The sequence below is a fragment of the Xanthomonas translucens pv. undulosa genome (assembly GCF_017301775.1).
GTDB lineage: Bacteria > Pseudomonadota > Gammaproteobacteria > Xanthomonadales > Xanthomonadaceae > Xanthomonas_A > Xanthomonas_A translucens.
In genome coordinates this window covers 4,161,961-4,188,503 of record NZ_CP063993.1, presented here as the reverse complement: position 1 = coordinate 4,188,503, position 26,543 = coordinate 4,161,961, and the positions used below count along the sequence as shown (strand labels likewise).

Sequence of the window (26,543 nt, the reverse complement as noted above, 5' to 3'; positions counted from 1 at the left end):
CCCCCTGCGCGCCGCATGCCTGGAGAACCGCTCATGCTGGTCGGCGTCCCGAAAGAGATCAAGAACCACGAATACCGGATCGGGCTGACCCCGGCCGGGGTCCGCGAACTGGTGCTGCACGGCCACCAGGTGCTGGTGCAGCGCGACGGCGGCCAGGCCATCGGCCTCACAGACGCCGACTACGAACGCGCCGGCGCGCGCCTGGCCGACGATGCGGCCAGCGTGTTCGCGCAGGCCGAGATGATCGTCAAGGTCAAGGAACCGCAGCCGGACGAATGCGCGCTGCTGCGCACGGGGCAACTGCTATTCACCTACCTGCACCTGGCGCCGGACCCGGCGCAGGCCAACGCGCTGCTGCAGTCCGGCTGCACCGCCATCGCCTACGAAACCGTCACCGACGGCCACGGCGGGCTGCCGCTGCTGGCGCCGATGAGCGAGGTGGCCGGGCGCATGGCGATCCAGGCCGGCGCGCATGCGCTGGAAAAGGCGCAGGGCGGCTGCGGCGTGCTGCTCGGCGGCGTGCCCGGGGTCAAGCCGGCGGAAGTGCTGGTGATCGGCGGCGGCGTGGTCGGGATCAACGCTGCGCGCATGGCGATGGGCCTGCACGCGCGGGTGACGGTGCTGGACCGTTCGCTGGAACGGCTAAAGTACCTGGACGAACTGTACGGCCACCAGCTGACCACGCTGTATTCCACCCGCGATGCGATCGAGCACTGCCTGCCGCACACCGACCTGGTGATCGGCGCGGTGCTGATCCCCGGCGCCGCCGCGCCCAAGCTGGTGTCGCGCGCGCAGTTGGCGCTGCCGCGGCCGGGTTCGGTGCTGGTGGACGTGGCGATCGACCAGGGCGGCTGCTTCGAGACCAGCCGCGCCACCACCCACCAGCAGCCGACCTACGAAGTGGACGGCATCGTCCACTACTGCGTGGCCAACATGCCCGGCGGCGTGGCGCGCACCTCCACCTTCGCCCTGACCAACGCCACCTTGCCGTTCGTGCTGCAGTTGGCCGAGCACGGCCTGCAGGCGCTGCGCGACGACCAGGACCTGCGCAACGGCCTCAACGTGCACGCCGGCAAGCTCACCCACCGCGCGGTGGCGCAGGCGCTGGGCGCGGAGTTCGTGCGGCCGCTGGACGCGCTGGGCTGAGCCTTTGCTTCGAGGAACACCGACCATGACCGACTCCTTGTCCCACTACATCGGCGGCCGCCGCGTCGATTTCCGCAACGGCGACTACGCCGAGGTATTCGACCCGGCCAGCGGCGCGGTGGCGCGGCGCGTGCCGCTGGGCGATGCGCATGCGGTCGAGATGGCGGTGGCGGCCGCGACGCAGGCGTTCCCGGCCTGGGCGGCGACCCCGCCGCTGCAGCGCGCGCGGGTGCTGTTCCGCTTACGCGACCTGCTCGAACGGCATGCCGACACCCTGGCCCGCTGCATCAGCGCCGAGCACGGCAAGGTGGTGTCCGATGCGCGCGGCGAGGTCACCCGCGGCATGGAGGTGGTGGAATTCGCCTGTGGCATGCCGCATCTGCTCAAGGGCGAGCATTCGGTCGATGTCGGCCGCGGCGTGGATTCATGGAGCGAGTACGCGCCACTGGGCGTGGTCGCCGGCGTCACCCCGTTCAACTTCCCGGCGATGGTGCCGCTGTGGATGCTGCCGGTGGCGCTGGCCTGCGGCAACAGCTTCGTGCTCAAGCCCTCCGAGCGCGCTCCGTCGGCCTCGCTGCTGCTGGCCGACTGGCTACACGAGGCCGGCCTGCCGGACGGCGTATGCAACGTCGTGCACGGTGCCAAGACGGCGGTGGACGCGCTGCTGGCGCACCCGCAGGTGCAGGCGCTGAGTTTCGTCGGCTCCACCCCGGTCGCCGCCGACCTGTATGCGCGCGGCGCGGCGCTGGGCAAACGCGTGCAGGCGCTGGGCGGGGCCAAGAACCACCTGGTGGTGCTGCCCGACGCCGACCTGGACGACGTCGTGTCCGCCCTGCTCGGCGCCGGCTACGGCTCGGCCGGCGAACGCTGCATGGCGATCTCGGTGGCGGTGTGCGTGGGCGATGCGCTGGCCGACGCACTGGTCGCCAGGCTAGCGCCGCGCGTGGCCGCGCTGAGCCTGGGCGCCGGCGCCGACGAACCGGACATGGGCCCGCTGATCAGCGCCGCGCACCGCGAGCGCGTGCGCGGCTACATCGACAGCGGCGTGGCCGACGGCGCCACGCTGGTGGTGGATGGCCGCGCCGCGCAGGCGGCGGCGCAGGCGGGTGGCTTCTTCCTCGGCGGCAGCCTGTTCGATCACGTCCGCGCCGACATGCGCATCTACTGCGAGGAAATCTTCGGCCCGGTGCTGTGCGTGGTGCGCGTGGCCGACGCCGAGGCCGCGCTGCAGCTGATCGACGCGCACGACTACGGCAACGGCGCGGCGGTGTTCACCCGCGACGGCGGCGCCGCGCGCGCCTTCGCCCGGCGCGTGCAGGCCGGCATGGTCGGCATCAACGTGCCGATCCCGGTGCCGATGGCGTTCCACAGCTTCGGCGGCTGGAAGCGCTCGCTGTTCGGCCCGCTGCACGTGCACGGCCCGGACGGCGTGCGCTTCTACACCCGGCTAAAAACCGTCACCGCGCGCTGGCCGGCGGCGGCGCGCGATGCCGAGTTCGCGATGCCGACGATGCGCTGAGCCGCGCGGCGCCGCAACGCAGCACGGACGCGGCGCCGCGGCACTGTAGCCTTGCGCGACCCCCGGCCCTACCGCCGCAACCACAGGAGTGGCTCCATGATCAAGGTCAGCGTGATGTACCCGTATACGCCCGGCGCCCGTTTCGACCACGCCTACTACCGCGACACGCACATGCCGCTGCTGCAGGCACGCATGGGCGCGGCCTGCAAGCGCTATACCGTGGACAAGGGTCTGTCCGGCGGCACCCCCGGCAGCGACCCGACCTATGTCGGCATGTGCCACATCTTCAGCGACTCGGTGGAAGCGTTCCAGGCCGGCTTCGGCCCGCACGCCGAGGAAATCCTCGGCGATATCAAGAATTACACCGATCTGACTCCGGTGATGCAGATCAGCGAGGTGGTGGTCGGCTGAGGCGCGCGCCGCGGGACTCGGGACTCGGGACTCGGGAAAGCGCGGCTCGTTTAGGCGACGCGCGTAGTGTGCTTTGCTGTTCGAGTCCCGAGTCCCGTTCTTCTACAATGCCGCCCCCGCCGCAACGCCGTGCCCTTCCCCCAATGAACATCGTCGTCAAAGAAGACCTCAAGGCCTACATCGATCCGCTCACCGCCGACGAGTACGCGGCGCTGGAGCGCAGCCTGCTCGCCGAAGGCTGCCGCGATGCGCTGGTGCTGTGGGGCGAGATCCTGGTGGACGGGCACAACCGCTACGGCATCTGCCAGAAGCACGGGCTGCCGTTCCAGACCGTGCAGAACACCCGCTTCCAGTCGCTGCAGGACGTGCACCTGTGGATGATCGACCAGCACCTGGGCCGGCGCAGCGTGTCCGATTTCCAGCGCGGCGTGCTGGCGCTGCGCAAGCGCGAAATCCTGGCCGAACGCCGCCGCCGTGCCGCCGCGCCGCCTACGCAATCCGCCGACGGCACCGATGCCGCGGCAACCGATGCGCACGACGATGCCGCGCCCTGGGCCGATGCGCCGGCCGGCGCGGACGGCGCGAGCGTCGAGGCGATGCCGGCGCCGCTGAGCCGTGCCGACCTGGCGCGCGCCGCGCGGCTCAGCAACAGCCAGGTGCTGCAGATCGAGAAGATCCAGAAGCAGGCCGCCGCCGAAGTGGTGGAAGCGGTGAAGTCCGGCACGATCTCGATCAACGCCGCGGCCGCAGTGGCCAGCCTGCCCGAGGACGAGCAGCGCGCCGCGGCCATCGCCGGCAAGGACGAACTCAAGCAGGCGGCCAAGCGCGCCCGCGCGTCCAGGCGCAAGCCGCGCGAAATCGCGGCCCCCGGACCGGAGAGCGAGTCCGATGCAGCGCACGGCGGCAGCGAACTGGCCGCACTGCGCCAGCGTGTGGCCGAGCTCGACGCCGAGAATCGGGCGCTGCGCGAGGAAGTGGCGGCATTGCGCGCGCAGTTGCAGGAGTGATCCGGCATCGGCCCGCCACGCATCGGTCCGATGCGCCGCACATGCAGCAGGGACTTCCGTCCCGGGGGCGTTCCCGGCAATGCCGCGTCGGGACTGACGTCCCTCCCACAGGGACGCTGCCCGCGTGCCACGGGGGATGCCACACACCGCGATGACACGTGCAAAGGCCATCGTTCGCAGGCGCTTGCCGCGCGACACGCAGCCAGCCTTGCCCACACAATGAAATCCACCTAACCCCGCGCTGCGTACACTGGCCGGCATGAGCGTGTCTTCCCCATCGATGCTGCCCGATCCGCGCCGCGCGCAGCTGCGGCGCATGAAACTGCTGGCGGCGCTGTTGCTGCTGGCCATGCTGGCCGGCTTCCTGCTCAGCCACGTCATGGGCATGCACGGCACCTGGGCCTGGATCGGCGCGTTCTGCGAGGCGGCCACGGTCGGCGCGCTGGCCGACTGGTTCGCGGTGGTGGCGCTGTTCCGCCATCCGCTGGGGCTGCCGATCCCGCACACCGCAATCATCCCGCACGGCAAGGCGCGCATCGCCGACAGCCTGGCGCTGTTCGTGCGCGACCATTTCCTTGAGCCGACGGCGCTGCTGGCCAAGCTCAGCGCGTTCGATCCGGCCAAGCGGCTGGGCCAGTGGCTGGCCGAACCGGCGCAGGCCGGCAAGCTGGCCGACCTCGCCCGCGGCTGGGCGCTGCAGGCGCTGGACCTGCTCGACGAGGTCGCGGTACGGCGCCGCATCCACGGCTTCGTGGTGGCGCGCCTGCACGAATGGAACGCGGCCGCGACCGCCGGCGAGATCCTCGGCCTGCTCACCGCCGATGGCCGCCACCAGGCGCTGCTCGACGAAGCATTGACCCGGCTCGGCCGGCATCTGGACGATGCGACGGTGAAGCAGCGCGTGTCGGCGATGATCGTCAAGTACGCGCGCCGCGAATGGCCCAAGCTGGTCGGCACGTTGGAATGGGTCAAGCCGGTGGAAGGCATCGCCGACACCCTGGCCGAACGCCTGGCGCATGCCCTGCTGGACGAACTGCAGGACGTGCTGTCGCAGCCGCAGCACCCGCTGCGCCAGGACTACGAGCGCTGGCTTGGCGGCTACGTGCAACGCCTGCGCGACGACCCGGCCACCGCCGACAAGCTGCAGGCGATGAAGCAGCGGCTGATCGAACATCCTGGCGTGCAGGACTACGTGCAAGGCCTGTGGGAGCAGATCCACGCCAGCCTGCGCGGGGACCTGTCGCGCAGCGACGGGGTGCTGGTGCAGCATCTGCAACGCTCGCTGGGCGCGCTGGGGGAGTCCTTGTCCCAGGACCGCGCCCTGCGCGACGCGCTCAACCAGCACTTGCTCGGCGGTGCGGAGAAGCTGACCCAACGTCTGCGCAGCGGCGTCACCGAGCACATCGCGCAGACCGTGAAAGGCTGGGACGAACGTCATCTGGTGGAGCAGCTGGAGCTGAGCGTCGGCCGCGACCTGCAGTACATCCGTTTCAACGGCACCCTGGTCGGCGGCCTGATCGGGGTCGTGCTGCACGCAGCCGTCACGCTGATTCCATGAAGGTTTTAGACGGGTATCCCTGCTGTGCGCCGCTGGTGCTGGTAAGGCAGCGACGATCGCGCTAGCGTGCGTTGCAAGGCGCCTGCAGGGCCGTCGCTTCAATCGTGAAAGCCATCCCGTACGGACCGAAAGGACGCCGATGCCTGCGCATCGCCAGCCTTCGCCAAAGGAAAGGGGCGCATGCCGAAGAACCGCTGGACACCTGCCGCCGGCCCCGCACGGTCGGCGCTCGGCGCCGCGCTGGCGGTGCTGGTGCTCGGCCTGCTGGCGGCGGCGCTGATCGTGCGCGGCCTGCAGCAACGCAATCTGCAAGAAGCCCGCGACCGCTTTCAGCAGCTCGCCACGCACGTCACCGGCGAACTGCAGCAACGCCTCAACGTCTACGAACACGGCCTGCGCGGCGCGCGCGGTGCCGTTATCGCCGCTGGCGGCGACCACATCAGCCGCGAACGCTTCGAGCGCTACAGCAACTCGCGCGAATACCGGCGTGAATTTCCCGGAGTGCGCGGCTTCGGCTATATCCGCCGAGTGACCCAGGCCGACGAAGCCGGCTTCCTGCAGCAGGCGCGCAGCGACGGTGCGCCGTCGCTGCAGATCCGTCAGCTGACGCCGCACGACGGCGAGCGCTTCGTGATCCTGTATATCCAGCCGCTGCGGCTCAACAATCCTGCGCAAGGCGTCGACATCGCCTCCGAGCCCGCGCGGCGCGCGGCGGCACTCGCCGCGGCACGCTCGGGGCAGCCGACCATCACCGCGCCGATCCGCCTGGTACAGCATCCCGGGGGCGGCAACAGCGGCTTCCTGCTGCTGCTGCCGGTCTACCGCGAAGGCGTGCCGCTGCAGACCCCGGAGCAGCGCTGGCAGGCCACCACCGGCTGGGCCTATGCACCGTTGAACATCGACGAGGTGCTGGCGGCCTCGCCCAACCACGCCCACGAATTGCAGCTGACCCTGGCTGACAGCGAGAACGGCACCCAACCCTTCTATCGCCGCGGCGCCGCGGCCACGCAGGCGCCGACAGCACAGTTGCATGCAGAACGCAGCCTGCCGGTCTACGGCCGCCGCTGGCTGCTGAGCGCGCAGGCGACGCCGAGCTTCGTGCGCTCGCTCAATCAGACCTCGCCGCTGCTGGCCGGCGGCCTGGCCAGCGGCATTTCAGCGCTGCTCGCCGCGCTGCTGTACCTGTACCTGACCGGCCGCCACCGTCGCGACCTGATCCTGCGCGAGCAGAGCCAACTGGCCGCGCTGGTCGGCAGCTCCAGCGAGGCGATCGTCGCCGAGGACCTGCATGGCCGCATCACCCACTGGAATCCAGCCGCCGAACGCATCTTCGGTTACGCCGCTGCGCAGGCCATCGGCCAGCCACTGCAGGAGTTGCTCGGCGCGCAGGTGCGCGACGCCAGCGGCAACGGCACACAGCTGCGCAAGCTGCGGCATCGCGACGGCCATATGCTCAACGTGCTGGCCAGCGCCTCGCCGATCGCGGACAACGACGGCGACGTCGTCGGCCATTCGCACCTGCTGCACGACGTGTCCGAGCGGGTGCGTGCCGAGGCGCGGGTGCTGGAACTCAACGCGACGCTGGAACAACAAGTGGCGCAGCGCACCAGCGAACTGGTCACCTATTCGGCGCTGCAGCGCGCGATCCTGGCCAACGCCGGCTACGCGATCGTGGCCACCGACCCGGACGGCACCATCACCCTGTTCAACCCCGCCGCCGAGACCATGCTCGGCTATCCCGCGCACGAGATGATCGGGCGCAAGGCCACCGGCCTGTTCCTGGATCCGGAGCAACTGGCCAGGCGCGCAGAACACATGGCCGCGCAATCGGGCATGGCGGTGGCGCCGGCGTTCGAGTCGGTGGCCGCGCTGTCCACGCTGGGGCGCAGCGACACCCGCGAATGGACCTACGTCAGCAAGGACGGCCGCCCGTTCCCGGTGCTGCTGACGCTGAGCACGCTGCGCGACGAAAACGACCAGGTGATCGGCTATCTCGGCATCGCCGTCGATCTGACCGAGCAGAAGCGCCGCGAGCGCGAACTGCGCCTGGCGATCGACGCGGCGGAAACCGCCAACCAGTCCAAGAGCGATTTCCTGGCCAACATGAGCCACGAGATCCGCACGCCGATGAACGCGATCCTGGGCATGCTGTACCTACTGCAGCACAGCGAACTGCCGCAGGCGGCCAAGGACATGATCCAGAAGAGCGACGCGTCGGCGCGTGCGCTGCTGGAGATCATCAACGACATCCTCGACTTCTCCAAGATCGAATCCGGGCGCATCGACCTGGAATCGGAACCGTTCGACCTGAACCAGCTGCTGGAGAACATCGCCGCGCTGATGACCTCGGCGATCAGCGCCAAGCCGGTGGAGATGATCGTCGAACCGCTGCCGGCCGGCTGCCGCTGGCTGCGCGGCGATGCGCTGCGCCTGAACCAGGTGCTGATCAACCTGGTCGGTAACGCCATCAAGTTCACCGAACAGGGCGAAGTGGCGTTGTCGGTGCGCAGCTTCCCCAGCGGCGAACCTGGCAAGATCAAGCTGTTCTTCTCGGTGCGCGACACCGGCATCGGCATCGCCCGCGACAAGCAGAGTCTGATCTTCTCGCCGTTTCTGCAGGCCGACACCTCCACCAGCCGCCGCTACGGCGGCAGCGGCCTGGGCCTGACCATCAGCCGGCGCCTGGTGGAACTGATGGGCGGCCAGCTGGAAGTGCAGAGCACGCCGGGCCGCGGCAGCGATTTCTATTTCGCGATCAGCTTCCCGGTGCTGCCGGCGCCGGCCGCCGAGGCCGAGCATCCCGAGGCGCGGCGGGTACTGATCGCCGACGACCACGACCTGGTGCGCAGCAACCTGAGCAGCATCGCCAGCGGCTTCGGCTGGCAGGTGGAAGCGGTGGCCAACGGCACCGATGCGATCGCCGCGGCCTGCCCGGAACGCGAGGGCTTCGACGTGATCCTGCTCGACTGGCGCATGCCCGACCTGGACGGGCTAAGCGTGGCGCAGCGCATCCGCGCGCAATCGGCGGCGGACCGGCAGCCGATCATCGTCATGGTCACCGCCTACGAGCGCCGCCTGCTGGAAGAGCAGCACCACGCGCCCAGTGACGTGGACGCGGTGATGACCAAGCCGGTCACCGCCTCGGCGCTGTACCGCACCATCGCCACCCTGTTGGCACTGCGCCGCGGCGACGGCCCTGCGCCCTTGCTCAGCGGCGACGGCACCCCGCGCCTGGCCGGCGCGCGGCTGCTGGTGGTGGACGACAGCGAGATCAATTGCGAGGTCGCGCAGCGCATCCTCGAAGGCGAAGGCGCGCTGGTGGAACTGGCCCACGACGGCGAGCAGGCGCTGCAACGGCTGCGGCGCGATCCCAGCCGCTTCCAGCTGGTGCTGATGGACGTGCAGATGCCGACCCTGGACGGCTACGAGGCCACCCGCCTGCTGCGCGAAGACCCGCGCCTGGCCGGCCTGCCGGTGATCGCACTGACCGCCGGTGCCTACCGCCAGCAACAGGAACTGGCACTGGCCAGCGGCATGAACGGCTTCATCGCCAAACCGTTCCAGGTCGAGGAACTGATCGCGATCATCCGCCAGTTCCTGCCGCTGCGGCTGCCGCCGGCGCTGGAGCCGCTGCCGGCCGCCGCGGCCGAGGTCTGGCCCAATGCCGATCCGCACCTGCTCGACGCCGAGCAGGCGCAGCGCCTGTGGAGCGAACGCGCGCCCTACCAGCGCTACCTGCTGAAATTGCTGCAGGACACGCCAGATCCGGTGGCGACGCTGCAGGCGTTGCTGGATCAGCAGGCACCGGCGGCGGCGATCTCCTATGTGCACAAGCTGCGCGGCTCGGCCGGCTCGCTGGCGCTGCCGGCGCTGGTCGCGGCCAGCGCCGCGCTGGAGGAACGGCTCGGCGACGCACCGGCGCAGGCCGACGCCGCGATCGCCGCGCTGGGCACGGCAATGCAGGCGACGGCCGCGGCAATCCAGCGCTTCGTGGCCGCGGCCGAGGCCGAGGCGGCGCAGGCCTTGCTGGACGCGCCCACTGCCAGCGATGGCGCTGCGGGCGGCGTTGCCGCGTCGGCGCTGCCGCTGCAGCAGCAGTTGCAGCAGCTGCTGCAGGCTCTGGACAGCGACGATCCGGACCGCGTCGAGCGCGTGCTGCATGGTTTGGCGCCAGCGCTGCCGGTGGCGATGGCCACCGAGCTGACGCAGCTGGTCGAGAGTTTTTCGTTCCGCGAGGCCGAGGCCAAAGTCAGGCGCTGGCAGGCCGATGCGATTCAATAGCATTCGCAGCGCCGGTCCAATCCAGCTGCCATTGGGTGCACACGACAAGGAACGACGATGGTCCAGTCCCCCATCCTGTGCGTAGACGACGAAGCCAGCAACCTGGCGCTGATCCGCCAGATCCTGCGCGAGGACTACCCGCTGACCTTCGCCAAGAACGGCGCCGAGGCGCTACGCGCGGTGGTCAAGCATCGCCCGGCGCTGATCCTGCTCGACGTCGACCTGCCCGACCTGGACGGCTACACCATCGCCCGCACCCTGAAACAGGACCCGCGCACCGCGGCGATCCCGATCATCTTCCTCACCGCCAAGGACAAGGACGCCGACGAGAGCATCGGCTTCGAAGCAGGCGGCGTGGACTACATCACCAAGCCGTATTCGCCGAGCATCCTGCGCGCGCGGGTGCGCACCCACCTGTCGCTGGTTAGCGCCGCCAGCCTGGCCAGCAGCCATCGCGACGCGATCCAGATGCTGGGCATGGCCGGCCACTACAGCGACTCGGACACCGGCACCCATATCTGGCGGATGGCCGCCTATGCGCGCGCGCTGGCGATCGCCGCCGGCTGGTCGGGCGAGGACGCCAAGCTGCTCGAGCAGGCCGCGCCGATGCACGACACCGGCAAGATCGGCATTCCCGACGCGATCTTGCAGAAGCCCGGGCCGCTGGATGCGGACGAATGGACGGTGATGAAGCGGCATCCGCAGATCGGCTACGACATCCTCAGCCGCAGCAGCGCGCCGCTGTTCCGGCTCGCCGCCGAGGTCGCGCTGTACCACCACGAGCACTGGGACGGCAGAGGCTATCCGGCCGGCCTGGCCGGCGAGTGCATTCCCGAGTCGGCGCGGATCGTGGCCGTGGCCGACGTGTTCGATGCGCTGACCACGCAGCGTCCGTACAAGGACGCATGGCCGTTGGCGAAGGTGATGGAGCTGTTTCAGCAGCAGGCCGGCGCCCAGTTCGAGCCGCGCCTGGTCAGCCTGTTCACCGAGATCCTGCCGCAGATCCTGCAGATTCAGGACTACTGGAGCAAACGCGAGCCGGGCGAGGACGTACCGCAGCGCGCCAGCACGCACGACCCGACGCGGCACAGCGACGGCTGAGCCGCGCGGCCGCCGCTACACCCGATGTAGGAGCGGCTTCAGCCGCGACAGGCGCTCTCCGTAGCGCCTGTCGCGGCTGAAGCCGCTCCTACAACAGCGAGACCAAGACAAAAACGTCGCGACGCCCGCCCGCTCAGCGCCGTTGCAAGCGCCAGGCGCGGTGAATCCGCGGATTGCGCTCGAAATCCGGGGCGATGGTCTGCGCGGTGATCTCCTCGCACGACGCGAATTCGCCCAGCGCGTCCTGGTCCAGCTTGAAGCGGCGGAAATTGTTGGAGAAGTACAGCACGCCCTCCGGCATCAGCCGCGCCACCGCCGCGCGCAGCAGCCGCACGTGTTCGCGCTGCAGATCGAAATCCTCGGCACGCGCGGAGTTGGAGAAGGTCGGCGGATCGCAGAAGATCACGTCGTAGCGGTTCTTCTCCGCCTCCAGCCAGGTCAGCGCGTCGGCCTGCACCAGCCGGTGCTGGGCGCCGCCCTTGCCGTTGAAGCCCAGGTTGTCGGCGCACCACTGCAGGTAGGTGCCGGACAGGTCCACGCTGGTGGTGGAATCGGCGCCGGCCACCGCCGCCTGCACGCTGGCCACGCCGGTGTAGCAGAACAGGTTGAGGAAACGCTTGCCGCGCGCCTGCTGCGCCATCGCCCCGCGCAGCGGGCGGTGGTCCAGGAACAGGCCGGTATCCAGGTAATCGAACAGGTTCACCCGCAGCAGCGCGTCGTGTTCGCGCACCACCAGGAACTCGCCGCGCTGTTCGAAGCGCCCGTACTTGCTGCCGCCCTTGCCGCGCTCGCGCGACTTCAGCGCCACGCGCTCGGCCGGCACCTCGAACACCTCGCGCACGGCAGCCAGCAACTCGTTGCGGCGGCGGCGCACGTCGGCATCGGGGATTTCCTCCGGCGCGGCGTACTCCTGCACGTGCAGGTAGGTGCGCGCCTGGCCGCCGTCTTCCTGGTACACGTCGATCGCCGCCGCGTACTCGGGCAGGTCGGCATCGTAGGCGCGGAAACAACTGACCCGTTCGCGCGCGCGCCAGCTCTTGAACTTGCGCAGATTCTTGCGCAAGCGATTGGCGACCATCTGTGCGCCGTCGCTGAGCGCGCGCGGCGCCTCGGCCGGCGCGCGCGGCGCCACCGCGATCGGGTCGCAGACGATCAACGGGCATTCCAGCGCGCCATTGAACATCTGGTATTTCTTCGCCGCGCGCAGGCCGCTGGCATAAGCCAGGTCGGCATTGCCGCACAGCAGGCTGGCGCGCCACTGCGGCACTGCGCGCTTGAGCGCCTCGCCCAGGCGCCGGTACAGCGCGGTGTCGGCGGCCAGGCGTTCGTCGTACGGCGGATTGCACACCACCGTGCCCAGCGACTGCGCCGGCGTGCGCAGATCGGCGACATCGCGCACCTCGAACACGATCGCCGCGGCAACACCGGCCGCCTGCGCGTTCTCGCGCGCGGCGCGGATCGCATGCGGATCGATGTCGCTGCCATGGATCACCGGCTGCAGCGCGGCGCGGCCGGCGGCCTCGCGCTGCCGTGCCTCGGTCAACAGGGCGCGCCAGGTCTCCTGGTCGAAGCCCAGCCAGCGGCTCGGCGCGGCGCTGAATGACAGCGGCCCGGCGTCGCCACGGCGCGCGGCGGCCAGATCGCCGCGCAACAGGCCCGGCGCCACATCGGCGGCCATCAGCGCGCCTTCGATCAGCAGCGTGCCGCTGCCGCACATCGGATCCAGCAGACCGCCGCCCTGCGCGTACAGCTGCGGCCATTGCCCGCGCAGCAGCACCGCCGCGGCCAGGTTCTCCTTCAGCGGCGCTGCGTTCTGCACCTGGCGCCAGCCGCGCCGGTGCAGCGAGCCGCCGCCCAGGTCCACCGACAGCGTGGCGCGGCCCTTGCGCAGCGACAGGTTCAGGCGCAGATCCGGATCCTCCACGTCCACCGACGGCCGCTCCAGGCCTTCGCCGCGCAGCGTGTCCACCACCGCGTCCTTGACCCGCTGGGCGGCATAGCGCGCATGGGTGATCGCGGTACCGGACACGTGCGCGTCCACCGCCAGGGTGTGCTGCGAGGTCAGGTGCTGGCGCCACGGCAACGCCGCCACGCCGGCATACAGCGCAGTCTCGTCGGGACAGTCGAACTCGTCCAGCGGCCACAGCACGCGGCTGGCCAGGCGCGACCACAACACCGCACGCTGCGCATCGCGCAGCTCGCCCTCGCTATTGACCCCGGACACGGTGGCGGTGGCTTTGGCGACGCCGAGCGCGAGCAGCTCGTCGACGAGCAGGTATTCCAGGCCCTTGGCGCAGGAGACGAAGAATTTCACGGGAATGCGGACCACACGAAGAAGAAGGGATGCGCGGGCGGGCGCCAGACCCGCCCTGCGCGTATCGCGGCAGCGCGGCCCACGGCGGGCGGGCGGCGGCAACGGACGGCAAGACGCGAATGGTCGGCCATCGCGCCCACCATTACCAGCCCGGGGCGCGGTCCACGCCTGGTTGCCGGCGCTGCGCACGGTCGAGTTGGTTGCTCGGTTCGGCCGGGATCAGCACATCGGCGTCGGACAGCCAGGCGCCGAGCAGCGGCACGCGCATCGCTTCGCTTCGCAGCCGCTGCGTTCGGCCGCCGGCCGCTGCGCGGTCACGGGGCCGAGCCCGCGGCGCGCAGCCGCAGGGCGATGTCCCAGCACTCGCCCAGCGAGCCGAAGTCGGCCGGATCGTTTCGGAGAAATCCTCGGCTCGCTCATCGCAGACACGATGGTAACCCGTGTATCCGCGGCTGCGGTACAACCGCAGCGGCGACGCTCAGCCTCCGACCAGGAACGCGTCGTGGTACTCGGCCTCGGCCACCGGCGGCAGACGGTCGCCGAAACCGATCGCCTGGAAGTCCCCGGCCGGCACGCCCGGCAGCACCAGTCCCGGTTCCGGCGCGAAGCCGAAGCGCGCGTAGAACGCCGGCTCGCCGAGCACCACGCAGCCGGCCGCGCCCAGCGCCTGTAGCTGCGCCAGCGCCTCGCGCACCAGCCGTGTGCCCAGCCCCTGGCGCTGGTGGCCCGGCCCCACTGACAGCGGTCCCAGCGCGTACCAGCCGCGGCTGCCGTCGGACAGTTGCAGCGGCGACACCGCCACATGGCCGACGATGTAGCCATCGTGTTCGACCACCAGCGACAGGGTCAGCGCGCCGTCCGCGCGCAGCCGTTCGATGATCTGCTGTTCGTCGTGGCGGCTGTGCGCGACGCGGAAGAACGCGACCAGGGTCAGCGCCTCGATCGCGGCGTGGTCGGCTTGGGTCTCGGCGCGGATGTTCAGTTCCATCGGTGGCTCCGGTTGATGCAGTCTGCTGCGCGGAACACGAAGCTCACAGCGTTTCCAACAGTTCGGCGAATGCGCGCGCCGACGCTTCGACATGGCCGCCCAGCCGATGCATGTCGTCGACCAGCAGCAGCCGCGCCGCGCGCGCCTGCGCCCAGGCGATCACCTCGGCGGCGGGAATCAGCTCGTCGTGCCAGGCGTGCACGATCGAGATCGGCACCGGCGCCGCGTCCAGCGCCGGCATCCAGCCCATCCGCGTCGGCGGCACCATCAGGAACAGGCCGCGCACCGGCACCTGCAGCGACACCTGCGCGGCGATGTACGCGCCCAGGCTGGACCCGGCCAGCACCACCGGTCCGCGCTGCGCAGCGGCCTGCGCCACCCCCAGCAGGCGCTGCAGCCGCGCCGGCACGTCGCCGAGCTGGCTGACCTCGCGGCGCGCGTCCAGGTCGGTGAAATCCGGGCGCTCATGGCTCCAGCCCAGGCGCTGCGCGACCTCGGCCAATGCCGTGACCTTGATCGCGTCTGGACCGCTCTCGAACCCGTGCGCGAGGATGCAGTGGCCGCGGCTCACAGCGCCAGCACCGCATCGCCGAGCCGCAGCGTGCCGCCGTGCACGATCCGCGCACACAGGCCGCCATGGCCGCGCATCGCGTTGTAGCCGCCCGGACCCAGCGCGTCCTCCATCCGCGAGCACGGATCGCACGGCGCGATGCCTTCCAGCTCGACCTCGCCGATGCGGAAACGGCGCCCCTTCAACGCGATCAGCGGGATGCCGGAGACGACCAGATTGCGCCGCAGCGTCGCCGGTGGCACTTGCGCATGGCCGGCCAACGCGGCGATCGCCGGCAGGTGCTCGGCCTGGATCAGGGTCAGCCCGCGCCTGCCGTTGCGGCCGGCGTAGCGGTCGCCGAACAGGCCGCCATCGGCATGCGCCACCGCCTGCGCCACTTCCAGCATCGGCACATCGCGCGCCGGGCGCAGGCCTATCCAGTCCACGCGTCCGGCGCGCGGCAACGTGGCGAGCAGCGTCGCCAGCGGGCTATCGGGATTCAGAGTCATCATCGGGATTCACAGTGATCGGCGAATGCTAGCATCCGTGCATGCCGCAGATCCCGCCGTTGCCGATCCACGATGCCCCCCTGCCCTACGTCGAACGGTTGCAGGCACGAACCCTCGACGCGATCGACCTGGCGGTGATCCATTGCACCGAACTGCCCGACCTGGCCGCCGCGCGCGCCTACGGCGAACGCGTGCTGTATGCGTCGGGCACCGGCAACAGCGGCCACTTCTACATCGACCGCGACGGCAGCGTGCACCATTACGTGCCGCTGCAGCGGGTGGCGCACCACGTGCGCGGCTACAACCCGCAGTCGCTGGGCATCGAACTGGTCAACCGCGGGCGCTATCCGCACTGGCTGGATTCGCGCCACCAGGCGATGCATGAACGCTACCCGCCGGCACAGATCCAGGCGCTGATCGCGCTGCTGCAACAGTTGCAGGCCGAGCTGCCGCAGCTGCGCCATATCGCCGGCCACGACGCGCTGGACCGCAGCCGCGAAACCGCCAGCGACGACCCGGCCCTGCAGGTGCAGCGCAAGCTCGATCCCGGCCCGCGCTTTCCGTGGCCGCAGGTGCTGGAGGCAGTCGCGCTGACGCCGTATGCGCCTTCGGCGAATGCGCTTTCCGACCGCTGACACCGCCCCTGTAGGAGCGGCTTCAGCCGCGACGAGCGCAGCGGCGGGCCTTCCTGCTTCGGAAATTGTCGCGGCTGAAGCCGCCCCTACAGTGCACACAGCCGGCTATGCGCAAGCTGTTGTAGGAGCGGCTTCAGCCGCGACGAGCGAAGTGGTGAATGTTCCGAACTGGCAGGCTTAGCGCAGACCGAGATAGTTCTTCTCGCCCGCGGTCACCGCCTGCTCCAGGCGATTGCCGACCGGCGCCAGCGGGCACACCACGTGCGCGGTGAACGCGCAGGGCGGGTTCTGCGCCAGGTTGAAGTCCAGCACGATGCGCCTGCCCTTCGCCGGCTCGACGAACAGATAGCGCGCGCCGCCGTAGCTCTCGCGGCCGCTGGTACGGTCGGTGAACGGGAAGAACAGCCGCTTGCCATCGTCGTCGCGCAGCGCCTGCAGCCGGTAGCGGCGGCCGCCGAGGGTGAATTCGGCGCTGCCCGCCAGCGTCAGCGGCTGCGGCGTGCCGATCGAGGTGAGCAGCACCAGCGCGCGCGGCAGCGGCGCCGGATGCCAGTCGGCGACCACCCGCCAGCGTGGATCGATCGGAAAATAGTCGATGCCGTGGAAGCTGCTGCGTGCGGCAGCGTGCGGATCGCGGAAGCGCCAACCGAACAGGTTGCCGGTGCGCACCACGTAGAACTCCTGCTCGCCCAGCGCCAGCCGCGTCTCGGTGCCGTGCGCCGCATCGGTGCCGAGGCGACCGGCCCGGAACGGCTGCCCGCGCACCGTCGGCGCGGCGTCCGCCGCGGCCTCGAACACCACACCGGCATCGGCATCGATGCGCAAGCTGCCCAGGTGCGCGGGACCGGCCGGCAGTTGCACGTCGTTGTCTGCGGCGCTGCCCACCTGGTGCACGCCGCTGTACAGGCGGCCGGAGCCGGTATAGCTGAGCCAGCCGCCCGCTGCACGCAGCCGCGCCACCCGCTGCGCGCGGTGCTGCTCCACCGCCATCCGATAGTGCGCGTCGGCTTGCGAGCGCGGCGAGGCGTCGGCGCCGGCCGTGCGCGGACGTTCGCCGCAAGCGGCCAGGCTCAGCGCCACCGTCAGCATCCACATCCACATCCACATCCCACGACAGCGCATCACCTCAGCCCCTGTACTTGCCACCCATGCCTCCTCCACGCCAACACCGACGCGCACCCGCAGCGGCTAGCCGCTGGCACGCGGCCGCGCCGGATCGGCGATCCAGCCGCTCCACGATCCGGCATACACGCGCGCACCGTGCAGGCCGGCATGCTCCAGCGCCAACAGCAGATGGCAGGCGGTCACGCCCGATCCGCACATCAGCACCACCTCGCGCGGATCGCGCCCGTGCAGCAGCGGCTCCAGTTCCGTGCGCAATTCCTGCGGCGGGCGCAGGCGCCCATCGCGCAGGTTCTGGCCCAGCGGGCGGTTGATCGCGCCAGGCACGTGTCCGGCGATCGGATCGATCGGTTCGACCTCGCCGCGGAAGCGCTCAGCGGCGCGTGCATCCAGCAACCAGCCCGGCGCCTCGTGCAGGCGCGCGGCGATTTCGTCGGCAGCGACGATACGGCTGGCATCGAAGCGTTGCGGATACGGCGGCAGCGGCGACGGCGTTGCGGCGGCTTCGGTTTCCGGCAAGCCATGCCGGCGCCATTCGGCCAGGCCGCCGTCGAGCACGGCGACGCGGCGATGCCCGAGCAGGGTCAGCATCCACCACAGCCGCGCGGCGGCCATGCTGCCGTCGCCGGCGTCGTAGATGACCACCTGGGTGTGCGGCGCGATACCCAAGCACCCAAGCGTCTGCGCGAACGCATCGGCCTCGGGCAACGGATGCCGGCCCAGGCCCGGACGGCCCAGGTCGGACAGATCCGTGTTGAGATCGGCGTACACCGCAGCGGGCAGATGCGACTGCGTGTAGGCCTGGCGCGCGAGCTGCGCGGCCTGCGGATCGGCAAGCGCGGCGGCGGCGAAACGCGCATCCACGATGCGCAGGTCCGGGTGGCCGAGCGCGGCGGCCAGGGTCGGCGCATCAACCAGCCGTTGCCAGTCGGGTGACGGTGCGCTCATGCGGTTTGCTCCAGTCGTCGGCGCAGGTTGAGCAGGATCGCCGCGGTCGCACCCCAGATCCGCTGCCCCGGCCAGCCGTATTCCAGCACCACCCGCGGCCGCCCGCGGTAGTCGGTCTCGATGCTGCGCAGGTTGTGCGGTGCCATCAGATAGGCCAGCGGCACTTCGAACACTTCGGCCACTTCGCCGGGATGCGGCTGCGGCACGAACGCTGGATCCAGCGCGGCCACCACCGGCATCACCCGGAAACCGCTGATGGTCACGAATGGATCGAGATAGCCCAACGCTTCCACCTGCGTTGCGGACAGCGCGATTTCTTCCTCGCTCTCGCGGATCGCGGCGGCCACCGCATCGGCGTCGTCGGCTTCGATGCGGCCACCGGGAAAACTGACCTGGCCACCGTGGTGGCGCAGGCTGTCGGTGCGGCGGGTGAGCAGCACGTGGGTGCCGTCGGCGCGCGGCAACAGCCCGACCAGCACCGCCGCCTCGGCCGGTGCGCCGTCGGGCAGCAGATCGTGCAGTTCGTGGTGGTTCCAGCCGGGGCCGCCGGGCGGCAGTTGCAGCGGATGCAGCGCGCGCAGCAGGCGCGTGCGCTCGGCCAGGCGCTGGCCTGGCGTGGGCGACCAGCCGCGCTGCGGCAATATCTCCTGCATGTAGCGCTGGCGCTCGGCGTCGCTCATGCCGCGCCAACGCGCGATCTCGTCGCCGTTGCGCAGGCAGCCCGCGCAGTAACCATGCGCGTCAAGGGCGCAGATGCCGATGCAGGGCGTGAGCAGTGCATGGGGGACGGGATCCATCGGGTTCGACACCTGATCAGACTAGCGCGATTCGCCGGCAGCGGCACTTCCCTTGACGCAAAAAAATTGCGCCAGCGTTGCCGCCGGCGCAATCGTGATGCACTGCGCAGCGCGCTTACTTGACGCTGATCAGCTTGATCTCGAACTGCACCGCCACGTTCGGCGGGAACGGCGTGCGCGGGTCGGCGCCATAGGCCTTGTCCGGTGGCAGGGTCACTTCCCACTTGGAACCGGCCGGCATCTGCAGCAGCGTGTCGCGCATGGCCTGCATCTCGACTTCGCTGACCTTGATCGACGGGATCTGCTGCGCCGGACGCGCCTGCGCCGGGCGCTGGCCGAACGCGTACGGACCGGCCACTTCCAGCTGCACGGTGCTGGCCTGGGTCGGCTTGGCGCCCTTGCCGGCTTCGATCACGCGGTACTGCACGCCGCTGGGCAGCGTCTGCACGCCGGCCTTGGCCTTGTTCTGCGCGATGAACTGCTCGCTCTTGGTCTTGTTCTCGGCAGCGGCCTTCTCGTAGTCGGCCTTGGCCTGCTGGGCACGGCCCTGCTCGCGCTTCTGGAACGCTTCGACCGCCGGCTTCAGCTGGTCGGCGGCGACCGCCGGCTGCTTCTTGGCGTAGGCATCCTGCAAGCCCTTCACCACCGCATTGATATCGAGCTGCTCGCCACGGCCCGACAGTTCGGCAAGGTTGTTGCCGTAGTCGTAACCGAAGTAATAGCTCAGCTTGCCCTTCTCGGACGAGGTGTCCTGGGCGAACGCATTGCCGCTCAGGGCAAGGGCCGCCACGGCGACCGCAATAGAACGCAACTTCATCAAACAATTCTCCAGGGTGGTGGCACGGGGCGGCCTGTGCCGCCTGAGATGACGCGTTAGGATAGCCGCCGCGGCGCATATCCGCTACCGACGACGCAACTCTGACAACCTTGCGCCGCCGGAGTTCCCCTCACTCTTTTTTTACATTTTTAGGAATGACCATGTCCGGCACGCCGGTCGTCACCGCGACCCAGGATGCAATCCGCATCATCACCGTGAACCGCGCCGACAAGCTCAACGCGTTGAATCGGCAAACATTACAGGCGCTGGACGCGGCCTTCGCCGAGGCCGAAACCGACCCCGCGATCCGCGTGGTGGTACTGACCGGTGCCGGCGAGAAGGCCTTCGTGGCCGGTGCCGACATCGCCGAAATGAACGAACTCACACCGGTTCAGGGCCGCGATTTCTCGCAACTGGGCCAGCGCCTGATGCGCCGCATCGAGCGCCTGTCCAAGCCGGTGCTGGCGATGGTCAACGGGTTCGTGCTCGGCGGCGGACTGGAACTGGCCATGGCCTGCCATCTGCGCATCGCCGCCGATGGCGCCCGGCTCGGCCAACCGGAGATCACCCTCGGACTGATCCCCGGCTTCGGCGGCACCCAGCGCCTGGTGCGCCTGGCCGGCCGCGCCGCGGCGCTGGAACTGTGCCTGCTCGGCACGCCGATCGATGCGGCGCGCGCGCTGCAACTGGGCCTGGTCAACCGCGTGGTGCCTGCGCCCGAGTTACGCGCGGCCACGCTGCAGCTGGCGCAGCAACTGGCTGCCGCCGCGCCGCTGGCGCTGCGCGGCATCCTCGACGCGATCCAGGTCGGCGCCGAATCGGCGATCGAACAAGGCCTCGAATACGAGACCGCGCAGTTCGGCCTGCTGTTCTCCAGCGAGGACATGCGCGAAGGCACGCGTGCGTTCCTGGAGCGGCGCCCGCCGCTGTTCCGCAATCGCTGAGCCGCGCGCCCCGATGTCCGACCTGCCCTCCCCCGCATCGCCGCTGCAACTGCTGCGCTGGGTGCTTGACGACGATCTGGATGCGGCCATCGACGGCGGCCTGATGGCGTACGTCGGCGCCGACGACGACGACCGGCTCGATCCGGCGCATCCGCAACTGCGCGCGCAGCTGCTCGCGGCGCAACAGCGCCTGCGCGAGGCCTGGGCCGCACGCGAACGCTACCGCGCGCGCAGCGCCCGCCTGGGACGCCGCGCCGCCGCACGCCAGGCACGGCGCGCGCCGCCAGCGACCGGCGCCGCCGCGGCGCCGTCGCTGCCACCGGCCGCGGCAGCGATCCTGGCCCGGGCCAAGGCCAAGGCCGCCGCGCGGGGTCCGCAATGAGCGCAGCGGTCGCCGTGCCGCGGCGTGGCCCCACGTTGCGCAAGGCCGAGATTCACGAACTGTTCTCGCGCCTGTCCGAACTCAATCCAACGCCGACCACCGAGCTGGACTACAGCACCCCGTTCGAGCTGCTGATCGCGGTGATCCTGTCGGCGCAGGCCACCGACGTCGGGGTCAACAAGGCCACGCGTCGTCTGTATCGGGTGGCGAACACGCCGGCGGCGATCCTGGCACTGGGCGAGGACGGCCTGAAGCGCTACATCTCTACCATCGGCCTGTTCAACGCGAAGGCCAAGAACGTGATCGCCACCTGCCGCATCCTGGTCGAACAGTATGCCGGCGACGTGCCGCGCGAGCGCGCCGCGCTGGAAGCCTTGCCCGGGGTCGGCCGCAAGACCGCCAACGTGGTGCTCAACACCGCCTTCGGCGAGCCAACCATCGCCGTGGACACGCATATCTTCCGCGTCGCCAACCGCACCGGCCTGGCCCCGGGCAAGGACGTGCGCACGGTCGAGGACGGCCTGCTCAAGCGGGTGCCGGCGCAGTTCATGCACGATGCGCATCATTGGCTGATCCTGCACGGCCGCTACGTGTGCAAGGCGCGCAAGCCGGAATGCCCGCGCTGTGTGATCCGCGACCTGTGCCGGTTCAAGGACAAGACGCCGGAGTGAGGCCGTTCGAACGACAGCCGTCGTAGCGGCGCTCAGCTGCACTGGAGCGGCTTCAGCCGCGACAACGGCCGCAGCCGGCAGGCCCACCGCTGCGCTCGTCGCGCCTGACGTCGCTCCCACAATGGCTCCACCGGCGCAGCGGAGCGGCGAGGCCTCTTGTGGGAGGGACGTCAGTCCCGACGGCATGCAGGTTCGGAACATTCGCTACCGCGCTCGTCGCGGCTGAAGCCGCTCCTACAACAGCCTGCAAATAGCCGGCAGGGTGCACTGTAGGAGCGGCTTCAGCCGCGACAAACTCCGAAGCCGGAAGGCCCACCGCGGCGCTCGTCGCGACCGAAGCCACGCCTGCACGATTGCCGGGGATGCGCATCAGAACAACGCGGCACGCTACGCCGCGCGCCGCCCCTCCACGCGCCGGTCCAGTTCCTTCCAGTCCACCACCAGCGCGCAGCCGCGAGCGGCGGCGTTACGGCTCCAGTCGCGCAGCAGTTCCAGGCAGGCATGGTCGACGTGGTGCAGCCGCGCCACGTCCAGGTGCAGTTCGGTGTTGGGCGGCAGCCGCTCCAGGGTCCGCGCCATGGTCGGCACGCGCAGGAAGGTGGCCGAGCCCTCCAGCGACAGGCGCAGCTTGCCGGTACCCACCGCCGCACTGCCGGCGCCGTCCTCGTGCGCATGCACGCCGACCTTCAGCCGCGACTGCTGCAGCGCCAGCCGCAGCAGCGACAACGCGAAACCGATCAGCACGCCGGTGAGCAGGTCGGTGGCGACGATGGCGAAGGTGGTCGCCAGGTAGATCGCGGCGGTGCCGCGGCCGTAGACGGCCAGATCGCGCACCTGCCTGAGCTTGACCATCTTCAGCCCGGTATAGACCAGGATGCCGGCCAGGCACGCCACCGGGGTCATCCGCAGCAGCCACGGCAGCAGCAGCGCGAACACCAGCAGCCAGCCGGCGTGCAGGATGGTGGACATGCGCGTGGCGGCGCCGGCCTGCACGTTGGCCGCGCTGCGCACGATCACCCCGGTCATCGGCAACGCGCCGAGAAACCCGCACAGCATGTTGCCCACACCCTGCGCGGCCAGTTCGCGGTCGTAGTCGGTGCGCGGGCCGTTGTGCATGCGGTCCACCGCGGCGGCCGACAGCAAGGTCTCCGCGCTGGCGATGAAGGCGAAGGTAAAGGCGGACAACAGCAGCGTTGCGTCGAACACACCCAGCATCTCGGCCAGGGTCGGGGTCTGGATCGCCGAGAACAGGTTGGCCGTCACGTCGACCTTGCGTACGTCCATGCCCTGCAGCTGCACCAGCGCGGTCATCGCCACCACCGCCAGCAACGCGCCGGGCACGAAGCGCAGCCGCTGCGGGTGCAGCCGCTCCCAGGCCAGCATGATCGCGATGGTGCCCAGGCCGACCAACAGCGCGGCGCGGCCTACGCCCGTATCCAGCGCCTGCCACAGCACCGCCGGCAAGGCGGCGAAATTCTCCAGCCCGCGCGCCTTCGGTGCCACATCCATCAGCACGTGCGATTGCGAGGCGACGATCAGGATGCCGATGCCCGACAGCATGCCGGCGACCACCGCCGGCGAGGTCATGCGGAACCACACACCAGCCCGGCATAGCCCGGCGACCAGTTGGATCGCGCCAGCCAGCAGGATCACCGGCCCCAACGCGGCCACGCCATGTTGGCGCACGAGTTCGAACACCAGCACGGCCAGGCCGGCGGCCGGGCCGCTGACCTGCAGCGGCGAGCCGGCGATCAGGCCGACCACCAGGCCGCCAACGATGCCGGTGATCAGGCCGGCGGCCGGCGGCATGCCCGAAGCAATGGCGATGCCCATGCACAGCGGCAGCGCGACCAGGAACACCACCACCGAGGCCAGTAGGTCGCGGCCGAACACGCCGTTGCGCAGATAGCCGGCGAGCGCCGACGCACCGGCGCGTGAGGATTCTGTCATGGTTCGCATGGTCGACTCCTTCAGACCGCGACGTTTCGCAGGACCGGCACCAGGCGCGGCCGCGGGGTGGCTTCGGGCGCGCGCTTGCCCTCTTCCGGCAGCAGCGGCAGGAAACGCCCCTGCTCGGTGTCGAAGGCGCGGATCTCGCCGTGGGCGATATCGTAGATCCAGCCATGGATGCGCAGCGCGCCGCGGGCCAGCCGCGCCGCCACCACCGGCTGGGTGCGCAGGTGGTCCAGCTGCGCCACCACGTTCTCCTCGGTCAGGCAGTGCAGCGCGTCCTCGGGATGCCCGGCATGATCGTGCTGCGCGGCGACCTGGCGCGCGCTGTCGGTGTGCTTGAGCCACGCGGCCACGTTCGGCACCTCGCGCAGCGAGTCGGGATTGAGCACCGCCTTCATCGCGCCGCAGTCGGTGTGGCCGCAGACCACGATGTGCTTCACCTGCAGCACCGCCACCGCGTACTCGATCGCCGCGACCACGCCGCTGACGTGCTGCGAGTACGGCGGCACCACGTTGCCGATGTTGCGGTAGACGAACAGTTCGCCGGGCTGCGCGGCGAACATCAGTTCCGGCATCACCCGCGAATCGGCGCAGGTGATGAACAGCGTATGCGGGGTCTGGCCGCCGGCCAGTTGCCGGAACAGGCCGCGCTGGCGCGGGTAGACCTCTTTGCGGAAGTGGCGGAAACCATCGAGAAGACTGTCCATGGGAATACCTCGGAACAAAGGGGCAAGGGAACGACGTCGCCGCGGCGGATGCCGCAGAACGTGGGAACGGGGATGCAAGGCGGCGACCGCGCCGTCGCCAGCGCGTCATCGCATCTGGCGCTGGGTGCGGACGCTGCCGGAACGGCGATCGAGGTGATCGAGCTCGCCGCGGCCGTGAGCCAGGCGAGTCCGGATCCAGCGGCTCAGGCGCTGGGAGGTCGCAACCGTGGCTGCGGATGGGTGCCCGCACCGCGCCAGGCGGCTGGCTCGGGCCAACCTGACATGGTCAAGCGCGCCTGCCGCCAGGGCGCCGGCGGCACCACTGCGCTGTCGTAGTCGTCGAGCGGATCGGCGATGTTGCGCAATTCGGCCTGCGCGTCGGCTGCCGGCAATTCCGGCGCTGCCAGCAGACCGCTGTCGGTCAGCGCAGGCGCCAACGTCGTCGCTGCCGGGCGCGACACCGCAATCAGCGCCAGCAGCGCGGTCAGCAGCAGGGCGGCCAGCATCGGCATCCGATTGCGGGCATGCGAATTCATGGCCCCACGCTACCCAGCGTTTTCGGCATCGACAAGTGGTGCGGCGCACAAAAAGACCGATCGGTGGTGCGATCGCGAGACGATATCCCGCTTTGTGATGCCCGTCGTCGGCGACAACCGCCATGCGGCGTTTCATCTGCGCGCCATCGGATCGCAACATGCGGCGCGTCCAATAGCGCAGACGACGCGATGGCGCGCATTGGCGTGCGCGGCAGATGTCTGCCGAGTGTCATATTTACGCAATCTTTACATATTAGCCTGCGCGCATCTTCCAACCGCCCAGGCACCCCATGAAACTGTCTCGCACCCTCCTCTCGGCAGCCGTGCTCACCGCCGTGTTCGCGCCTGCCGCGCACGCCGAAATCGCCATCGACGTGATCGGCGGTTCGGAAGTCTCTTTCGAAGGCCTGGTCCAGGCCGACGGCAACTGGTACGACAACGACGTCCAGGACCTCAACGGCACCACCGGCAACAACGGCAAGAACGCCGAGTTCGGCATCCGCCGCGCAGAGCTGGTCGCCAAGGGCAAGGGCCCGGGCAACTACGAGTGGGTGGTCGGCTACGACGCCAGCGTCCTGCGCGAGTCGGCCAACAACGGCACCACCGTGCGCAGCACCGGCAAGTTCCTGGACAACAACATCAAATACAAGTTCGGCGGCAACGCCAACAACTTCCTGCAGCTTGGCCAGTACAAGCAGCCCAACAGCCTGGAAGAACTTTCCAGCACCAAGAACAACGACTTCATCTCCAAGGCCTCGGTCACCAACACCTACGCGGTGTCGCGTCGCCTCGGCGGCGCGGTCGGCTACGGCGACAGCAACTGGAGCGTGGTCGGCAGCGTGTTCGGCCGCGAGCTGACCCGCAACCTGGCGCATGGCAGCGGCTACGGCGCGCGCGGCACTTTCGCGCCGATCAACGAGGCGGGCAACATCCTGCACTTCGGCCTGAGCTACGTGAACTACGACACCGACGCCGACACGCTGCGCCTGCGAGCACGTCCGGACGCGGACCTGGCCTCGGTGCGCCTGGTCGACAGCGGCAACCTGACCAACACCGACCGCATCGGCGTGATCGGCGGCGAAGCGATGTGGGTCACCGGCCCGTTCAAAACGCAGGCCGAGTACTACAACGCCAAGGTCGAGCGCTACGGCTCCAGCGACAACTACAGCAGCGACGGCTGGTACCTCAGCGGCGTGTGGAACATCACCGGCGAGACCTGGGGCTACAAGGCCGGCGTGCCGACCACCCCGCTGCCGAACGAGCCGGCCAGCGGCATGTGGCAGCTGGGCCTGCGCTACGACAGCATCGATCTGAACGACGGCGATCTGGTCGCGCGTCCGGTCGGCGCACCGCTGGTCGACGGGGTGCTCGGCGGCAAGATGAGCACCTGGACGGTCGGCGCCAACTGGTACTGGCGTTCCAACTTCAAGCTGGCGCTGAACTACGTGATGGTGGACAGCAGCAAGTACAGCAGCACCACCCGCGGCAACGTCAGCGACAAGCCGAACATCCTCGAAGCGCGCGCGCAGTTCTACTGGTAATCGCCGCGGCCCGCTGCAGTGCGCGGCGCAGGCCGTGCGCTGCATCGGCGCCATGCTCCATCGCAGCGTCATGTTTCCGTCATGTACCAGCCCCGGCATCGTCATC

General features: G+C 69.9%; 24 protein-coding genes. 12 read left to right on the top strand and 12 right to left on the bottom strand.

Annotated elements, in window-relative coordinates:
• The first annotated feature begins 33 nt into the window (after positions 1–33).
• The 7 genes from ald (at position 34) to ISN38_RS17805 (ending at position 11,023) form a co-directional block, all read left to right on the top strand.
• Positions 34–1,146, top strand: coding sequence for an alanine dehydrogenase (gene ald / locus ISN38_RS17835; RefSeq protein WP_206711948.1), 1,113 nt, complete (start codon positions 34–36; stop codon positions 1,144–1,146).
• Positions 1,147–1,171: 25 nt separating this feature from the next.
• Positions 1,172–2,665: a CoA-acylating methylmalonate-semialdehyde dehydrogenase gene (locus ISN38_RS17830; RefSeq protein ID WP_206711947.1), complete on the top strand. Its 1,494-nt coding sequence runs from the start codon at positions 1,172–1,174 to the stop codon at positions 2,663–2,665.
• 96 nt (positions 2,666–2,761) lie between these two features.
• Entirely contained in the window at positions 2,762–3,076 is a 315-nt protein-coding gene (locus ISN38_RS17825) for an EthD family reductase (RefSeq protein WP_038240236.1), read from the top strand.
• Positions 3,077–3,219: 143 nt separating this feature from the next.
• Positions 3,220–4,083 carry a ParB N-terminal domain-containing protein gene (locus ISN38_RS17820; protein ID WP_047325046.1) on the top strand — a complete coding sequence of 288 codons (864 nt, stop codon included), beginning with the start codon at positions 3,220–3,222 and terminating at the stop codon, positions 4,081–4,083.
• Positions 4,084–4,399: 316 nt separating this feature from the next.
• On the top strand, positions 4,400–5,641 hold the full coding sequence (locus ISN38_RS17815; RefSeq protein ID WP_038240129.1) for a DUF445 domain-containing protein: 1,242 nt from the start codon (positions 4,400–4,402) through the stop codon (positions 5,639–5,641).
• A 180-nt stretch (positions 5,642–5,821) separates the two neighbouring features.
• Positions 5,822–9,922, top strand: a complete 4,101-nt coding sequence (locus ISN38_RS17810; RefSeq protein WP_206711946.1) for a CHASE domain-containing hybrid sensor histidine kinase/response regulator — start codon at positions 5,822–5,824, stop codon at positions 9,920–9,922.
• A 57-nt stretch (positions 9,923–9,979) separates the two neighbouring features.
• Complete coding sequence (locus tag ISN38_RS17805; RefSeq protein ID WP_206711945.1) at positions 9,980–11,023, top strand: response regulator; 1,044 nt, start codon at positions 9,980–9,982, stop codon at positions 11,021–11,023.
• A gap of 133 nt (positions 11,024–11,156) precedes the next feature.
• On the opposite strand, the gene rlmKL is transcribed toward ISN38_RS17805, so the two are convergent.
• From rlmKL to ISN38_RS17780, 5 genes are all read right to left on the bottom strand, one after another.
• Positions 11,157–13,337 (bottom strand): bifunctional 23S rRNA (guanine(2069)-N(7))-methyltransferase RlmK/23S rRNA (guanine(2445)-N(2))-methyltransferase RlmL, encoded by a 2,181-nt coding sequence (gene rlmKL, locus ISN38_RS17800; protein WP_003472914.1) that lies wholly within the window; start codon positions 13,335–13,337, stop codon positions 11,157–11,159.
• 142 nt (positions 13,338–13,479) lie between these two features.
• Positions 13,480–13,605 carry an ABC transporter gene (locus ISN38_RS17795; protein ID WP_196479729.1) on the bottom strand — a complete coding sequence of 42 codons (126 nt, stop codon included), beginning with the start codon at positions 13,603–13,605 and terminating at the stop codon, positions 13,480–13,482.
• 210 nt (positions 13,606–13,815) lie between these two features.
• On the bottom strand, positions 13,816–14,325 hold the full coding sequence (locus tag ISN38_RS17790; protein ID WP_058358800.1) for a GNAT family N-acetyltransferase: 510 nt from the start codon (positions 14,323–14,325) through the stop codon (positions 13,816–13,818).
• 43 nt (positions 14,326–14,368) lie between these two features.
• Entirely contained in the window at positions 14,369–14,896 is a 528-nt protein-coding gene (locus tag ISN38_RS17785; RefSeq protein WP_058358801.1) for an alpha/beta fold hydrolase, read from the bottom strand.
• The gene (locus tag ISN38_RS17780; protein ID WP_058361921.1) at positions 14,893–15,384 is read right to left on the bottom strand and encodes an MOSC domain-containing protein; all 492 of its coding nucleotides are present in this window, start codon (positions 15,382–15,384) and stop codon (positions 14,893–14,895) included. The genes ISN38_RS17785 and ISN38_RS17780 overlap by 4 nt, the downstream gene beginning before the upstream one ends.
• Before the next feature lie 41 nt (positions 15,385–15,425).
• On the opposite strand from ISN38_RS17780, the gene ISN38_RS17775 reads away from it, so the two are divergent.
• Positions 15,426–16,019, top strand: coding sequence for an N-acetylmuramoyl-L-alanine amidase (locus tag ISN38_RS17775; protein WP_003472908.1), 594 nt, complete (start codon positions 15,426–15,428; stop codon positions 16,017–16,019).
• A gap of 177 nt (positions 16,020–16,196) precedes the next feature.
• Here ISN38_RS17775 and ISN38_RS17770 read toward each other — a convergent pair whose 3' ends face one another.
• The 4 genes from ISN38_RS17770 to ISN38_RS17755 form a co-directional block, all read right to left on the bottom strand.
• Complete coding sequence (locus ISN38_RS17770) at positions 16,197–17,120, bottom strand: DUF1684 domain-containing protein (protein ID WP_235048982.1); 924 nt, start codon at positions 17,118–17,120, stop codon at positions 16,197–16,199.
• Between the two features lie 87 nt (positions 17,121–17,207).
• Entirely contained in the window at positions 17,208–18,089 is an 882-nt protein-coding gene (locus ISN38_RS17765) for a sulfurtransferase (protein WP_003472902.1), read from the bottom strand.
• Positions 18,086–18,886: an NUDIX hydrolase gene (locus ISN38_RS17760; RefSeq protein ID WP_003472899.1), complete on the bottom strand. Its 801-nt coding sequence runs from the start codon at positions 18,884–18,886 to the stop codon at positions 18,086–18,088. Before ISN38_RS17760 ends, ISN38_RS17765 begins: the two co-directional genes overlap by 4 nt.
• Positions 18,887–19,001: 115 nt before the next feature.
• Entirely contained in the window at positions 19,002–19,703 is a 702-nt protein-coding gene (locus ISN38_RS17755; protein WP_058364155.1) for an FKBP-type peptidyl-prolyl cis-trans isomerase N-terminal domain-containing protein, read from the bottom strand.
• 161 nt (positions 19,704–19,864) lie between these two features.
• On the opposite strand from ISN38_RS17755, the gene ISN38_RS17750 reads away from it, so the two are divergent.
• The 3 genes from ISN38_RS17750 to nth are packed head-to-tail and all read left to right on the top strand — an operon-like array spanning position 19,865 to position 21,700.
• Entirely contained in the window at positions 19,865–20,647 is a 783-nt protein-coding gene (locus tag ISN38_RS17750) for an enoyl-CoA hydratase-related protein (protein ID WP_047325628.1), read from the top strand.
• 13 nt (positions 20,648–20,660) lie between these two features.
• Positions 20,661–21,029 carry a hypothetical protein gene (locus ISN38_RS17745; RefSeq protein WP_058358804.1) on the top strand — a complete coding sequence of 123 codons (369 nt, stop codon included), beginning with the start codon at positions 20,661–20,663 and terminating at the stop codon, positions 21,027–21,029.
• Positions 21,026–21,700 carry an endonuclease III gene (nth, locus tag ISN38_RS17740; RefSeq protein WP_108084854.1) on the top strand — a complete coding sequence of 225 codons (675 nt, stop codon included), beginning with the start codon at positions 21,026–21,028 and terminating at the stop codon, positions 21,698–21,700. The genes ISN38_RS17745 and nth overlap by 4 nt, the downstream gene beginning before the upstream one ends.
• A gap of 387 nt (positions 21,701–22,087) precedes the next feature.
• On the opposite strand, the gene ISN38_RS17735 is transcribed toward nth, so the two are convergent.
• The 3 genes from ISN38_RS17735 to ISN38_RS17725 form a co-directional block, all read right to left on the bottom strand.
• Positions 22,088–23,659 carry a SulP family inorganic anion transporter gene (locus ISN38_RS17735; RefSeq protein ID WP_058358805.1) on the bottom strand — a complete coding sequence of 524 codons (1,572 nt, stop codon included), beginning with the start codon at positions 23,657–23,659 and terminating at the stop codon, positions 22,088–22,090.
• A gap of 11 nt (positions 23,660–23,670) precedes the next feature.
• Complete coding sequence (locus ISN38_RS17730) at positions 23,671–24,360, bottom strand: carbonic anhydrase (protein ID WP_003467261.1); 690 nt, start codon at positions 24,358–24,360, stop codon at positions 23,671–23,673.
• A gap of 203 nt (positions 24,361–24,563) precedes the next feature.
• On the bottom strand, positions 24,564–24,896 hold the full coding sequence (locus ISN38_RS17725; RefSeq protein WP_003467260.1) for a hypothetical protein: 333 nt from the start codon (positions 24,894–24,896) through the stop codon (positions 24,564–24,566).
• A gap of 290 nt (positions 24,897–25,186) precedes the next feature.
• On the opposite strand from ISN38_RS17725, the gene ISN38_RS17720 reads away from it, so the two are divergent.
• The gene (locus tag ISN38_RS17720) at positions 25,187–26,437 is read left to right on the top strand and encodes an OprO/OprP family phosphate-selective porin (protein WP_003467259.1); all 1,251 of its coding nucleotides are present in this window, start codon (positions 25,187–25,189) and stop codon (positions 26,435–26,437) included.
• Positions 26,438–26,543: the final 106 nt, after the last annotated feature.

Coding starts and splice junctions, on each gene's coding strand:
- ISN38_RS17830 (WP_206711947.1), top strand. CDS start 1,172: ATGACCGACTCCTTGTCCCACTACATCGGCGGCCGCCGCGTCGATTTC.
- ISN38_RS17820 (WP_047325046.1), top strand. CDS start 3,220: ATGAACATCGTCGTCAAAGAAGACCTCAAGGCCTACATCGATCCGCTC.
- ISN38_RS17735 (WP_058358805.1), bottom strand. CDS start 23,659: ATGCGAACCATGACAGAATCCTCACGCGCCGGTGCGTCGGCGCTCGCC.
- ISN38_RS17795 (WP_196479729.1), bottom strand. CDS start 13,605: ATGCGCGTGCCGCTGCTCGGCGCCTGGCTGTCCGACGCCGATGTGCTG.
- ISN38_RS17750 (WP_047325628.1), top strand. CDS start 19,865: ATGTCCGGCACGCCGGTCGTCACCGCGACCCAGGATGCAATCCGCATC.
- ISN38_RS17815 (WP_038240129.1), top strand. CDS start 4,400: ATGAAACTGCTGGCGGCGCTGTTGCTGCTGGCCATGCTGGCCGGCTTC.
- ISN38_RS17775 (WP_003472908.1), top strand. CDS start 15,426: ATGCCGCAGATCCCGCCGTTGCCGATCCACGATGCCCCCCTGCCCTAC.
- ISN38_RS17745 (WP_058358804.1), top strand. CDS start 20,661: ATGTCCGACCTGCCCTCCCCCGCATCGCCGCTGCAACTGCTGCGCTGG.
- ISN38_RS17770 (WP_235048982.1), bottom strand. CDS start 17,120: ATGTGGATGTGGATGCTGACGGTGGCGCTGAGCCTGGCCGCTTGCGGC.
- ISN38_RS17755 (WP_058364155.1), bottom strand. CDS start 19,703: ATGAAGTTGCGTTCTATTGCGGTCGCCGTGGCGGCCCTTGCCCTGAGC.
- ISN38_RS17725 (WP_003467260.1), bottom strand. CDS start 24,896: ATGAATTCGCATGCCCGCAATCGGATGCCGATGCTGGCCGCCCTGCTG.
- nth (WP_108084854.1), top strand. CDS start 21,026: ATGAGCGCAGCGGTCGCCGTGCCGCGGCGTGGCCCCACGTTGCGCAAG.
- ald (WP_206711948.1), top strand. CDS start 34: ATGCTGGTCGGCGTCCCGAAAGAGATCAAGAACCACGAATACCGGATC.
- ISN38_RS17805 (WP_206711945.1), top strand. CDS start 9,980: ATGGTCCAGTCCCCCATCCTGTGCGTAGACGACGAAGCCAGCAACCTG.
- ISN38_RS17730 (WP_003467261.1), bottom strand. CDS start 24,360: ATGGACAGTCTTCTCGATGGTTTCCGCCACTTCCGCAAAGAGGTCTAC.
- ISN38_RS17720 (WP_003467259.1), top strand. CDS start 25,187: ATGAAACTGTCTCGCACCCTCCTCTCGGCAGCCGTGCTCACCGCCGTG.
- ISN38_RS17765 (WP_003472902.1), bottom strand. CDS start 18,089: ATGAGCGCACCGTCACCCGACTGGCAACGGCTGGTTGATGCGCCGACC.
- ISN38_RS17760 (WP_003472899.1), bottom strand. CDS start 18,886: ATGGATCCCGTCCCCCATGCACTGCTCACGCCCTGCATCGGCATCTGC.
- ISN38_RS17780 (WP_058361921.1), bottom strand. CDS start 15,384: ATGACTCTGAATCCCGATAGCCCGCTGGCGACGCTGCTCGCCACGTTG.
- ISN38_RS17825 (WP_038240236.1), top strand. CDS start 2,762: ATGATCAAGGTCAGCGTGATGTACCCGTATACGCCCGGCGCCCGTTTC.
- ISN38_RS17790 (WP_058358800.1), bottom strand. CDS start 14,325: ATGGAACTGAACATCCGCGCCGAGACCCAAGCCGACCACGCCGCGATC.
- ISN38_RS17810 (WP_206711946.1), top strand. CDS start 5,822: ATGCCGAAGAACCGCTGGACACCTGCCGCCGGCCCCGCACGGTCGGCG.